The organism is Paenibacillus sp. FSL R7-0313, from assembly GCF_037969885.1.
Classification (GTDB): Bacteria; Bacillota; Bacilli; order Paenibacillales; family Paenibacillaceae; genus Paenibacillus.
On the sequence record NZ_CP150219.1, the window covers coordinates 3829896 to 3842598 of the forward strand.

A 12703-nucleotide genomic window follows, 5' to 3' on the forward strand; every position below is an offset into this window, starting at 1 on the left:
CGTTTACAGCACTCCTTGTGTTTGCTTCTGTTTCATATCTTCGATGATATCGTAAAAGGTAGCGAATGGCACATGGTCCACACCAAGTTCAATACATTTGTCCGTCAAAATGGAGCGAGAGTAGACAAGATCGGCAATCTTTGCACCCTCAAAGTCTGTCAGACTGTCTCCAATGAGGATTCGATTGTATTGTTCTTCCGGGAAGGTACGAATCACGGTTGTTTTGCACATGCCGCAGCCATTCTCACAAGGATGCTGACAGGGATTCGGCCATTCAATCTTAATGGTTTCACCCGAGAAGTCAGCTCCATTGCAATAGACATGATCCTTAGGGATATCGAATGGCGCGAGTAAGGGTTCGATAAAAAAGTCCATACCGCCACTGGTCACATTGAATTCGATCCCTTCGCTGCGAACGTAGTCAAGAAACTCGCTGAATCCTTCACGGATCCCCGCTTGTCCAAGCACAAATTCCACAATTTCATCTTTTTGCGATGCGGGCAACAGAGCAAACATGGCTCCAACACCTTCACGCAGCGAGATGTTCTGCTCAATCGTATCTTTCATAATCGCTTCAATGCCCTCAGGCTTGAAATGTTTCATGATTGCGACAATATTGTCCGAGAGGGTAATCGTACCGTCAAAGTCACAGAAAATGACTGTTTTTTTATCACTTCTCATCGTTCGCCACCCCACAGATCCAGTGCGCTTTTCAGTTCCGGATGCTCGGTTGCATATTGTGCAAGTGGAATGGAACGCTGAGCTGCCTCAATGGCTTGCAGGAATGCACGTCCGCCTGCCTCAGTGCCCATAGGATGTCCATGAATACCGCCACCAGCATTAACGATGACATCTGTACCAAAGTCGCGCAAAATAAGCGGTACAAGGCCTGGATGGATGCCGGCTGAAGGCACTGGCATACTGGTTCGTACTGGCAGATCAGCTGTCAGTAATTGCTCCGTGATCGCCATATTTTCTTCCTTCGGCATCGTAACCGAACCATAAGGAGAAGGGAAGAGCACCAGATCGGCACCCGCAAGACGCATCAACTGGCCAAGTACAACCGAAGCCGAGATGCCGTAATGTGGTGAAGGATACAATGCACCCGCAAGTGCAGGGTGAGCCATAATTGGCACTTTGATATCTGGATCACTGCTGAGTTCATGCAGGACATCATATCCGTAAGACAATACGTTGAACAACAAGGCATTGGCTCCTGCGCCGATGGCACGTTCAGCTTGCTCTTTCAGACGAGATGTAGGCCCTGTGAGATTGGTTGCATACATAAGTTTCTTGCCAGTCTCCTGGCGTGCCTGTTCGGCAGCTTTCATGCAGACCTCGACTCTTTTTTCGATGGGTGTCAATTTGTTCTCGAACAGAATCTCATCGTCCTTGATCAGATCAACGCCCCCAAGGGCCTGACGAATAAATTGTTCACGCAGTTCATCTGCATTTAGCCCAATAACTGACTTGAAGATACTCATTAACAGTGGACGATCATGCACACCAAGCAGATCACGAACACCATTCAGTCCAAACTTGGGTCCCGGGAATGCACTGAGGAAACCATCCGAGAAACCAAGCTTTGTCAATTTGATCCGGCCATCCATTGAGATTTTGCCAAAGACCGTCACGAGCAGGGCAGGGATATCACGACTGAAGTTAATATCGGGATATCCGATGGTAATATCGGCGTAACGCTCACCTGCAGCCATTCCTTCAGCTTCATGGACTTCTACGCTGATTACTTCACCCAGATGCTTCTGCATCGCTTCACGCTGGGCTTGCGGCAACTCAGTCCAGCTACCAACGGTCATGCCAATCGCGATGGACTGAGCCTTCTTGCGAAAGTCTGCATGATCATCATGCAGACGATATGTGGCTGTGCACATGTTATTCATTTTAAATCCCCTTCCAAAGCAGCTCCCATCTCCCGTGAGCGCTCTGCACAGCGGTTGACGGCTGCGATTACATTTTCAAAGAAATCTCCTTCGTCCAGCGTTTTCAGTGCTGCCTGGGTTGCCCCTCCCGGGGATGTCACATCACTACGAAGCTTCATCGGTTCCAAACCGGTTTGTTGTACCATACGTGACGCGCCCAGCACCGTCTGAACAGTGAGATCACGAGATTGCTGGCTGGATAAACCACCACGAATACCTGCGGCAATCATGGCCTCCATTAAATAGTATACATAAGCAGGGCCGCTTCCGGAAATCCCTGTGAGCACTTCGAGTTTATCTTCAGGCACGATGGTCACGATACCAACCGCTTCAAACATAGTCATCACTATACTGCGCTGTTCATCCGTAATCTCCGCAGAGAAGGCAAGCCCGGTAGCACCAAGTCCAATGGTACTGGATGTGTTCGGCATGGTTCTCGCGATCGGTTGTTTACGACCAAGCAAGGACTGCATCGTGCGGATCGATAATCCGGCAATGACAGACACGATCAATTGATCAGGTGATAACAATGGACCGAGTTCACGTAGCGCTGCGGCAGCATCTTTCGGTTTCATACAGAGTACAATGACCGGAGTGGAGGCAAGATGATCCAGAGATTGTGAGGCAGTTCCGGTATGCACTGCATAACGGGTGCTAAGCTCCTCCTGACGTTTCTGGTTGCTGCGGTTCAGCATCGTAATATCCTGAGGACGAACGACTAGGCGGGAGATCAGTCCGCGCACGATGGCTTCAGCCATCGCGCCTGCTCCGTGGAAAGTAATCTTCTGTTGTAGTAACGTCTGTTGCTCTTGACTCATATTTATCGTTCCTCCTATATAACTGGTGCTGAGATATTATTGACGAATCTGCCCATTGCCTGTAATACGATATTTGGTTGATGTCAGTGCTGGCAGTCCCATCGGTCCACGTGCATGCAGTTTCTGGGTACTGATTCCGATTTCGGCTCCATAGCCAAATTCAAATCCGTCGGTGAAACGTGTAGACGCATTGTGATAGACGGCTGCTGCATCCACATCATGCATGAAGCGCTCTGCATGGGCTGTATCCCGCGTTACGATACACTCGGAATGTTTGGTTCCATAATGTGCGATGTGCTGCATCGCTTCGTCCAGGTTCTCGACAACACGGATATTTAAAATATAATCGTTGTACTCGGTCGCATAGTCTTCCTCGGTTGCCTCAAGGGCAGAAGGGACAAGACGGCGCACGGTGTCGCAACCTTTCAAGACCACATTGGCCTCACGGAATTGCTCGGCAAGAGCAGGCAGATGCTCTTCCGCATATGCTGCATGCAGCAGCAATGTTTCCATGGAGTTACATACGGATGGACGTTGTACCTTGGCATTGATGGCAATTTCGGCAGCCATAACTGGATCGGCTGATTCATCCACATAGGTATGACAGATACCCGCCCCAGTTTCAATTACAGGTACGGTTGCATTGGCAACCACATTACGAATGAGGGAAGCCCCTCCACGTGGAATGATGACGTCCAGCAGTCCGTTCAACTTGAGCATTTCATCTACGGAAGCACGGTCTGCATCTTCAACCAGTTGCAAAGCATCAGCAGGCATGTCTGTCGTTGTGAGTGCCTGATGCAGCACCTCCACAATTTTACGATTGGAGGACAGGGCAGAGGAGCCGCCGCGCAGAAGCACCGCATTACCTGTTTTGAGACATAATCCAGCTGCGTCTACAGTTACATTAGGACGAGCTTCGTAGATGATGCCAATCAGGCCAATCGGCACTCTTAATTTTTCAACATGTAATCCGTTTGGACGGGTGAATGTCTCTAGGACTTCGCCGACTGGATCAGGCAGATCTGCAATCTGACGTAATCCTTCAGCAATGCCAGCAATGCGCTCCTTATTAAGTGCGAGCCGATCCAGCATGGATTCCGGCGTGCCTTGTTCTCTGCCGCGTTCCAGATCTTGGGCGTTTGCCGTAATGATGGAATCCGTCTCCTTAATCAAAGCATCTGCCATGACACGCAGGGCCGCATTTTTCTGTTCTGTATTCAATCGGTTCAACTGTGGAACCGAGGCTTGGGCTTTGCTGGCTTTTTCTCTGACTTCACTCATCGTAATTCCTCCTCATATATATAAAGTTGAGTATTCCAACCACATGTTAAACTAAAGATTATTCACACAGACACTACGATGACAGAATAACCTTCCAATCGCTGTTATCCCCAGATTTTTTCGATTCCCTTTTCTAAAGGGAAAAATCCGAGGATAAAGGCGAACGCTCCGCTTTTTCAGGTTTTTTCTGTCCTCTCCGTTACGTGTAAATGATTAGTTTAACTTTAATATAACTTCTTGTTTACTTTAAAGTAATCCATTCGTCTCTATGAATAACCTCAAGCCTATGGATGCTAGCGAGTTGTTTCATCACTTCGCCACTGGGAAGTCCGGCAATAAGTCGAAGCTGGTCATCATCATAATTGACAATACCGCGTCCAAGCAAGGTTTCATCCAATCCAATGACCTCTACGACGTCTCCCGCATGGAATGTTCCCAGTACCCGCTTGACCCCTACAGGCAGAAGACTGTGCCCCCCATGGACAAGGGCCTCTTCAGCGCCATCATCCACAACGACGGTACCCAGTGGAGTAGACATGAAGCCGAGCCACTGCTTTTTACGGGATAGCGAAGCGAGTCGTGTCTCAAAGTAAGTGCCTTTACCCGTGCCATCAACAGCTAGTTGCATATCTCCAGGTTCTTTCACACTTCCCACAAAAACGGGTACACCTCCACGTGTAGCAACCTTGGCTGCATCAACTTTGGATCGCATGCCGCCTGTGCCAACCGCTGAACCTGAACCGCCGGCAAAAGCGTAGATCTCCGCCGTTATCTCGGGGATACGGTCGTAACGTACGGCAGAAGGATCTTTACGCGGATCTGCGGTGTATAGTCCATTGGTATCCGTAAGAATGATCAGATGCTGTGCCTTCACGAGGTTTGCAACCAATGCGGACAACAGATCGTTATCACCAAACTTCAATTCGTCCACCGATACTGTATCATTCTCATTGAAAATCGGAATCACTCGCTGTTTGAGCAGTTCCTCCACGGTCATACCTGCATTACCCATACGTTTACGACTGTGAAAGTCTGTACGGGTTAACAGAATTTGCGCCGTAGTAACGCGGTGCGCTGCAAAAGCCTGTTGATATGCCTGCATCAGTAACGCCTGCCCAACAGCCGCTGCAGCTTGTTTCTCATGCAACTGTTTGGGGCGCTGAGGGTAACCGATCTCCCGGAAGCCGGCAGCTACCGCTCCAGAGGTGACCAGAAGTACTTCATGACCCTGATCAGCCAATGCTGCAATTTCTCCGGCAAAAAAAGTGATCGAACTGCGATCAAGACCGCCTTCCTCCGTTGTAAGCGAGCTGCTTCCAATTTTAACTACAATACGTGAAGTCATGGTTTCACTTCCTTAAACATGATTAATAAGTGCTTCTGGAGCAGGCTTTAGCGGGTACAAAAAAAACTCCCGCCCTTTAGTTAAAAAGGACGAAAGTTTGTTACTTCCGCGGTACCACCTTTATTGATGATTAGATCATCCGGCTTCATGCCCTGTAACAGAAGGCACTGTCCTGTACGTAACAGGCCGCTCAGGGGTAGGTTTCAGAGAAGAGCCGCGGTAAATTCTTTCAGCAGGGTGGAATTTACTCTCTGTGCGCGACTGATATTCTCTTACTGGTCCCGTCATCACGTTTCGTTCAATATTTCTTATAACATACCATGGAAACTTGGCATATGCAAAGGGGTTATGGTCCTGTAAATTACTTGAATAAATTCAGCTTGCCAATCCGCTCCACAGCTTCGCGTAATCGGTTTTCATCACTTAGCAGTCCTGCGCGCACATAGCCTTCACCATGCGAACCAAAACCAATACCAGGGGCTACGGCCACCTTGGCTTCTCGCAGTAACAAGTCTGCAAATGAAGCGGAGGTATATCCGGCCGGTACAGGCAACCAGCTGAAGAATGAACCTGCGGGTTTCGAAGCTTGCCAGCCTATCGAGGAAAGAGCGTCATAAAATGCATTACGACGGGATTCGTAACGTGAAACCAGCGAAGTGACACATTCCTGAGATCCAGTAAGTGCTTCCGTTGCCGCAGCTTGAATCCCACCGAAAAGACTGACATAGATATGATCCTGAAGCAGATTAATTTTAGAGACAATCTCTGCGTTACCTAGCGCGAATCCAACACGCCATCCAGCCATATTGTACGTTTTGGATAACGTATAGAATTCAATGCCCACTTCTTTGGCACCAGGGGCTTGTAGGAAACTTACTGGACGATGTCCGTCGAATCCAATCGCACCGTAAGCAAAGTCGCTGGCAACGACGATTTGATTTTGAATGGCAAACTCAACCGTATCTTCGTAGAACGAAAGTGGAGCCGTTGCTGACGTTGGATTGTTGGGATAGTTCAGGAACATCAGCTTGGCCTTCTCCCGATCTTCCGCAGTAACGGCTTCGTAATCCGGCAGGAATGCATTGGACTCGAGCAAAGGCATAAATGACATGTTTGCTTTGGCGAGTGCAACACCAGACCAGTAATCCGGGTAGCCTGGATCGGGAACAAGAACGGTGTCACCGGGGTTAAGCAGGATCTGAGGTAACTGAACCAGTCCTGTTTTGCCTCCGAACAGAATGGCTACTTCAGTCTCGGGATCCAGATCAACGTTGTAATCTTCCTTATAACGTTTGGCGACAGCTTCCTTCAGGAAAGAGTACCCTCTAAAAGGGGAGTATTTATGGTAGAGAGGATTTTCAGCCGACTCTTGCAGTGTTTTCACAATATGGGGTGGTGTAGGTGTATCCGGGTTCCCCTGACCCAGATTGATCACGTCATGTCCACTTGCGATTTCACGATTTACATTTTGAACAAGGGTAGCAAAAAATTGCGTTGGCAGCTGTGTCATCACATCAGAAGTTGGTATCTTAAAGGCTGAACGAGCGGATGTATGGTCTGAATGGGTCATTATCTTCATCACTCCGGTTATTAAAAATGGCAAATAGTTCTCATTAATTTATCACGCCAATCCCGAGCTGTATAGAGGGAAATGCACTTGAATCTACAGTACATAGGAGCTAAGAGCGGAGTATTGTACAAAACTTAAAGTGCCCATATAGTTTTGTCCATTGAGCTGAGAGAAGCCTTGTTTTATGATAATATCCGATAATGATAATCAATATCATTAAATTATATTGCACAATGCACATGATACAGGGGGAGAAATAGCAATGAAAAAGGGCATACGAAATACGGCAGTACTATTTACGATTACGTGGTTATCCATTCTGCTACTGGCTTGTGGAAATCAGGCTACAACACCTGCTGCTGGCTCAGATGATTCCAAAGCAGCTACAGAAACACAGGCTGATGGAAAGACAACCAATGAGGAACAGACCGCAACGGAAGAGACAAATGAGGGGGAGACCCGGGTATTCAAAGATTGGACTGGCCATGAGGTAGAGGTCCCTGTAAATCCGAAACGAGTCATCTATCATGGAGAAGTTACCGGGGATCTGCTCGCGCTTGGTGTTGTTCCTGTAGGCATACTTCGTCAGGATGGAACTGTATACGATGATCAGGTTGCTCAGGCAGAGGATGTAGGATTTCCGATCAGTGTGGAAAAAGCTCTAGCCTTGAATCCCGATCTGATCATTTTCTCGAACAGTGATGGGGCACAATACGATCAGATCTCAAAAGTTGCACCTACGGTTACATTTGATTCGTTCGGGTCAATAGAAGATCGTATGCTTATCCTTGGCGACTTGTTGAACAAAAAGCAAGAAGCGGAGGATTGGATTACGAATCATCAAAAAGCAACAGAAGAGATGTGGAAGCAACTCCATGAGAACGGATTGAAAGAAGGGGAGACGGCTTCGGTGTTCACCATGTATCCCGGGAATCGTCTTTTTGTCATGGCGGGTGCAGGATTGCCACAGTTGTTATATGGAAAAGACGGGCTGAAGCCAACAGCGGAAGTTCAGAAAGTATTGGATCAAGACATGGGATTCGTAGAGATTTCGACTGAGAAATTATCTGAAATTGCCGGGGATCGGATATTTATTCTGGATCCTGTAACCGATGATGCAAAACAATCCACCAAAGAATTACTGGATAGTTCAATCTGGAAGAACCTGCCTGCTGTAAAAGAAGGAAAAGTGTATCGCTTTGATATCACAAAAGCTTCAAGTGATGCCCTTTCCAGGGAGTGGCTGTTACAAGAACTGCCAAAACAGATGATCCAATAATTGGTGATGAGTTCGTAAGGCAGGATTAACATCTTTGAGTAATGCATTTTTATAAAAGTAAAAGGAGCCTTCAACCTTTCGTTGAACGCTCTTTTTTGCTGAATAAACTCATATCTGGATTATTAACAATCGCTCACTTATAATCAGACCATACAGAATGATTGATAATTATTCTCATTTTAGAAAAACGAGGTGAACCGACATGCAGGCTTTGGATGCCGATGGGGGAGCGTTGTTCTATTCAGCATTCATGTTTCGGCTGGATCATCTGGTACGACGAATTGAAGCACCTGAACAGGTGATGCTGGAAGTTGCTTGCGAGAAACATGCCTTCCTGATCTGCGAAGAAGGGGATGGGCGTTTATATATTGGACATGAACAGTTTCCGTTTACTACGGGATGTGTCTATCCGCTTTCTCCGGGAGAGGGGTACCAGATTGAACATCGTAATAACTCGGAATTGAAATATATCGTAATGGCTTTTGATGTTATTCATGTGTTGACGGGTGATCCCGAGCTCTTTACTCGCCCTGTATTTGAGCACAGAAACCAATTGAATGGTTATCCCTATGCTCCGTTAAGTGGGCTGCTGGAGCAAATGTATGTCATTCGAAATTATAAAACAGATGCCGAATACAGTCATTTGAATGCGCAATTCCAAAAATGGATGGAGATGATCATTACCCGGTACACTTCTCCAAAGACGGAGCAGAGTATGGAAGCAAGACTACACAGTACGATTCAGTATGTGGATGACCATTATGCTGAAGAAATCACTGTACAGAAACTGGCACGTCTTGCGGAGATCAGACCTGTACAATATACGACCCTCTTCAGACAACTCACGGGTCACAAGCCACTCGATTATGTGAATCATGTACGCATCAAACATGCCAAGGAATGGCTTCGCAAATCGGATGAACCACTTCGGGATATAGCGAGCCGCGTGGGGTTTAAAGATGAGTATTATTTCAGCAGGCGTTTTCGCCAAATGACCGGATTATCTCCTCGTCAATATGACAGATCGATTCAGCAGCAGACGTTGGTACAAGATTGGTTGGGTCATGATGTGAATATTCCAGTAAACCCGAAGCGAATTATGTATTACGGAGATTCCGCTGGGGATCTGCTGGTGCTGGGCATTCAATTGTTGGAAGATCGGACATATGACGCGGTCGCTCCGGTTAATGTGGAAACAGCTGTTATCATGAAGCCGGATTTGATCATTTTTGATAGCAGTAATGAACAACAGTATGAACAACTTTACCGGATTGCACCGACGCTTGCTTACAATTCACATGCCACGTTGGAAGAACGAATGCGCAGATTGGGCAGCTGGTTTGGCAGACAACCTCAGGCTGAACAATGGCTAACCTCCTATGAGGAGCGTACTGAGCAGATGTGGGCGAAGATCCATACTTTGATTGAAGAGGGGGAAACGGCATCCGTATTTACATACCATCGGGGTGCACGATTATTTGTTATGGGCAATATTGGTCTCGCGCCATTGTTATATCATCCGATGGGATTCAGGCCAGTTACCAAAGTGAAGGAAGCACTTGCGGCGGGCAGAGCCTATAAGGAAATTTCGGCTGAGTCGGTACGTCAGTATGCAGGAGATCATGTATTTGTCATGCTGCCTGAGGAAGTCGTGGCAAGACAGGCTACAGAGATGCTGATGAAAAGTCCCAGTTGGAGGGCCCTTCCGGCTGTGCAGAATGGACGGGTGTATCCTGTGGAGGAGTCGACCTGGAATGTGGGTGATGCGCTCACGAGTGATCGATTGCTGACCCTGCTGCCTGAGTTGTTATGTGCAAGTTCATAACAACAACAGGCTTGCAGTCCTCAGGAGGATCAAGCTATGATAGCAGGTATTACGGTTCAGAGGAGTGCTTGTCATGACAGAAAAACAACAGGGAGAAATGCGTGTAGCCCTGATTCAGGGCGATATTCAACTCGGAGACCCTGAGGCCAATCATAAACATATGCAGACGTTGCTTGAGCGTGCGGTAGAACAATATCCGGATCTGGGGCTGGCTGTGTTACCTGAGATGTGGAATACCGGATACGCTTTGACTCAAATTCATGAACTCGCTGACCCGGAAGGCCAGAAATCTCGGGAATGGCTGTCTGCTTTTGCTCAAAAACATCAAATATCCATCGTTGGCGGTTCAATTGCCGAGAAACGGGATGGTCAAATATACAATACAATGTACGCTTATGATCGTGAAGGAAAACAGGTAACACGATACGATAAATTACATTTGTTCCGTCTGATGGACGAAGAGAAATATTTACAGCCTGGTACAGAACCTGAAATTTTTGAATTGCAAAATGGTCTTACAGCCGGTGCTTCCATCTGTTATGATATCCGGTTCCCGGAACTTGCTCGCACCCTTGCTTTAAATGGTGCCAAGGCATTGATTGTACCCGCCGAATGGCCGAAACCTCGTCTGCACCACTGGCGTACGTTACTAACGGCACGAGCGATTGAGAACCAGATGTATGTGATCGCATGTAACCGTGTAGGTAAAGGGGGAGAGACCGAATTTTTCGGACATTCCCTCATCATTGATCCTTGGGGTGAGATTGTGGCTGAAGGTGGCGAAGGGGAAGAGATCGTGACCGGAATTATTCGTCCATCTCTGGTGGATGAGGTTCGCGGACGTATTCCCGTATTTGAAGACCGTCGACCTGGCGTTTATTTTGGCGGAAAATAAAAACGGAAATAAAATTCCTCAGTAAAAGTGTTTATTCTTCCAGGACGCGGGTAATGATAACTATCCCGTCACCAAGGAGGATGATCAATCAATGGACAACCATGTGAAAGATACGCTCAGGAGACTGGAACAGGATAACACAAGGGAAGATCACTTAAGGGCATTCTTAGAGAATGGAGCAGGAGGGCTATCACCCCCTGATTCAACTGTTCAGGACGAAGGCCGTGTAATGAATCAGCAAAACAGGCTGACAAGCGATCGTAATTTGCGAAAATAAACCGCCAAACATGAAGTTTTCTTATGTACGTTTCTACGTTAACATTATAAATTAGCATTGTAGCTAAACAACTTAACAAGCAACATTGTACTGTAACCAGTTACTGTGATTGCAATGTAAGAACTTTATCCTGCGGATGCGGGAAACGAGTATAACAAAGGCTTGGCCCACATGGGTCAAGCCTTTGTTTTGGTTCAGTATGAAATGTACCCATACCCATAGGAAAAATTTTTTTAGTCTCCCTTTGACAGTTCGGCCACGGTTTGTTGAAACGTATGGATGAATGCTTCGGCTGCCTTCGACAGCACTCTGCCTTGACGATAAGCCACAACAAGTGTTCTGCTGGGTGTCGGCTCAGCAAGTGGCACGTACACAGGCACGAATTCACTGCGCGGGGCGCGGGCGATAAAGCGTGGAACCAGAGTGATACCCATACCAGTGGCGACCAGCGACTGAACGGTTTCAATATTGGTGCTTTCAAACACAACATTGGGGTCAAAACCGGCCTGCTCACAGAGATCAAAAGTAAGTTTGCGGAAACCTTGTCCTTTTTTCAATACAACAAAGGGTTCATCACGAAGCTCTTCAATTCGCACCGGAAGCGGATTTTCCGGATCTGCCCTGCGCGCCAAAGGGTGATTCGGGGGAACCGCCAGATCAATTTTTTCCTCTCCAATGGCAACGTAGGCGAGACTTGGCTCTTGTAAAGGAAGAGATAACAGACTGAGATCTGCTTTGCCACTTGCTGTCAATTTCTCAAGTGTAAGCCCGGAGTCTTCCAATAAAGTAACCTCAATCTCGGGATAAGCTTGTTGGAACGCAGGAAGCACATGTGGGAGCAAGTGTGAGCCCGTGATCGGCATGCTGCCCACAACGACTTTACCTTTGCGAAGCTGGGAGATATCGGACATTTCCTGACGCAATAGCTCCACGGCATCTACGATCTTCTGGGCTTGCTCCACAAACGTAACACCCGCATGGGTTAACTCCACGGTACTTGTATTACGCTGAAACAGCAGCACACCCAATTCTTTTTCCAATTTGGATAATTGCTGGCTTAATGACGGCTGGGCAATATGCAGCTTCTCTGCTGCCCGGGAGAAATTGCGTTCGGCCGCAATTTGCAACGTATATTGAAGTTGTCTGAATTCCATTGTCATTGGTCATTCCTTTCGTTATGCCACCATTATATCACTACAGATGAAGAAATCATTCTCTTTGCCGGAACTACCGGTAAACTCAAATATCAGGAGAGGGCTTCTTTATTTTGTATAAAAGCATTGACAGCGAAGCAGCGGAAACGTAGTATAAGACTTATATGATAATGATAATTGTTATCAATTGAAACCTCTGTGATGAGCAGTGGTTTATTTGTCTTTCTCTCATTATAGGTTAAACCTATTACATCTATAGATATTATATCTTGGAACAATGAAGGACAGGGTGATATATTTATGTCATTCAAGAGCT

At 47.1% G+C, this 12703-nt stretch carries 10 protein-coding genes and 1 other annotated feature; of the genes, 3 read left to right on the forward strand and 7 right to left on the reverse strand.

The window, feature by feature from the left end:
- Positions 1 to 3: 3 nt before the first annotated feature.
- The 6 genes from NSQ38_RS16935 to NSQ38_RS16960 form a co-directional block, all read right to left on the reverse strand.
- Positions 4 to 681, reverse strand: coding sequence for a 2-hydroxy-3-keto-5-methylthiopentenyl-1-phosphate phosphatase (locus tag NSQ38_RS16935; RefSeq protein ID WP_339783018.1), 678 nt, complete (start codon positions 679 to 681; stop codon positions 4 to 6).
- Positions 678 to 1901, reverse strand: a complete 1224-nt coding sequence (locus NSQ38_RS16940; protein WP_339783020.1) for a 2,3-diketo-5-methylthiopentyl-1-phosphate enolase — start codon at positions 1899 to 1901, stop codon at positions 678 to 680. Before NSQ38_RS16940 ends, NSQ38_RS16935 begins: the two co-directional genes overlap by 4 nt.
- Entirely contained in the window at positions 1898 to 2758 is an 861-nt protein-coding gene (gene proC / locus NSQ38_RS16945) for a pyrroline-5-carboxylate reductase (protein WP_339783023.1), read from the reverse strand. The genes NSQ38_RS16940 and proC overlap by 4 nt, the downstream gene beginning before the upstream one ends.
- Positions 2759 to 2794: 36 nt before the next feature.
- Positions 2795 to 4042 (reverse strand): glutamate-5-semialdehyde dehydrogenase, encoded by a 1248-nt coding sequence (locus NSQ38_RS16950; protein ID WP_339783025.1) that lies wholly within the window; start codon positions 4040 to 4042, stop codon positions 2795 to 2797.
- 241 nt (positions 4043 to 4283) lie between these two features.
- Positions 4284 to 5387, reverse strand: coding sequence for a glutamate 5-kinase (gene proB, locus NSQ38_RS16955; RefSeq protein ID WP_339783028.1), 1104 nt, complete (start codon positions 5385 to 5387; stop codon positions 4284 to 4286).
- 82 nt (positions 5388 to 5469) lie between these two features.
- Positions 5470 to 5684, reverse strand: a binding site (T-box leader).
- Positions 5685 to 5748: 64 nt separating this feature from the next.
- Positions 5749 to 6957 carry a pyridoxal phosphate-dependent aminotransferase gene (locus NSQ38_RS16960; protein ID WP_339783030.1) on the reverse strand — a complete coding sequence of 403 codons (1209 nt, stop codon included), beginning with the start codon at positions 6955 to 6957 and terminating at the stop codon, positions 5749 to 5751.
- A gap of 262 nt (positions 6958 to 7219) precedes the next feature.
- Between NSQ38_RS16960 and NSQ38_RS16965 the strand changes: the two genes are divergently transcribed.
- The 3 genes from NSQ38_RS16965 (at position 7220) to NSQ38_RS16975 (ending at position 10956) form a co-directional block, all read left to right on the forward strand.
- On the forward strand, positions 7220 to 8236 hold the full coding sequence (locus NSQ38_RS16965) for an ABC transporter substrate-binding protein (RefSeq protein ID WP_339783032.1): 1017 nt from the start codon (positions 7220 to 7222) through the stop codon (positions 8234 to 8236).
- Between the two features lie 202 nt (positions 8237 to 8438).
- Complete coding sequence (locus NSQ38_RS16970; RefSeq protein WP_339783034.1) at positions 8439 to 10061, forward strand: AraC family transcriptional regulator; 1623 nt, start codon at positions 8439 to 8441, stop codon at positions 10059 to 10061.
- 73 nt (positions 10062 to 10134) lie between these two features.
- Positions 10135 to 10956, forward strand: coding sequence for a carbon-nitrogen family hydrolase (locus NSQ38_RS16975; RefSeq protein WP_249912258.1), 822 nt, complete (start codon positions 10135 to 10137; stop codon positions 10954 to 10956).
- Between the two features lie 510 nt (positions 10957 to 11466).
- On the opposite strand, the gene NSQ38_RS16980 is transcribed toward NSQ38_RS16975, so the two are convergent.
- Entirely contained in the window at positions 11467 to 12387 is a 921-nt protein-coding gene (locus tag NSQ38_RS16980) for a LysR family transcriptional regulator (protein ID WP_249912260.1), read from the reverse strand.
- Positions 12388 to 12703 lie beyond the last annotated feature (316 nt).

Excerpts from the sequence above, each read along its gene's own strand:
- NSQ38_RS16935 (WP_339783018.1), bottom strand. The coding sequence starts at position 681 with ATGAGAAGTGATAAAAAAACAGTCATTTTCTGTGACTTTGACGGTACG.
- NSQ38_RS16940 (WP_339783020.1), bottom strand. The coding sequence starts at position 1,901 with ATGAATAACATGTGCACAGCCACATATCGTCTGCATGATGATCATGCA.
- proC (WP_339783023.1), bottom strand. The coding sequence starts at position 2,758 with ATGAGTCAAGAGCAACAGACGTTACTACAACAGAAGATTACTTTCCAC.
- NSQ38_RS16950 (WP_339783025.1), bottom strand. The coding sequence starts at position 4,042 with ATGAGTGAAGTCAGAGAAAAAGCCAGCAAAGCCCAAGCCTCGGTTCCA.
- proB (WP_339783028.1), bottom strand. The coding sequence starts at position 5,387 with ATGACTTCACGTATTGTAGTTAAAATTGGAAGCAGCTCGCTTACAACG.
- NSQ38_RS16960 (WP_339783030.1), bottom strand. The coding sequence starts at position 6,957 with ATGACCCATTCAGACCATACATCCGCTCGTTCAGCCTTTAAGATACCA.
- NSQ38_RS16965 (WP_339783032.1), top strand. The coding sequence starts at position 7,220 with ATGAAAAAGGGCATACGAAATACGGCAGTACTATTTACGATTACGTGG.
- NSQ38_RS16970 (WP_339783034.1), top strand. The coding sequence starts at position 8,439 with ATGCAGGCTTTGGATGCCGATGGGGGAGCGTTGTTCTATTCAGCATTC.
- NSQ38_RS16975 (WP_249912258.1), top strand. The coding sequence starts at position 10,135 with ATGACAGAAAAACAACAGGGAGAAATGCGTGTAGCCCTGATTCAGGGC.
- NSQ38_RS16980 (WP_249912260.1), bottom strand. The coding sequence starts at position 12,387 with ATGGAATTCAGACAACTTCAATATACGTTGCAAATTGCGGCCGAACGC.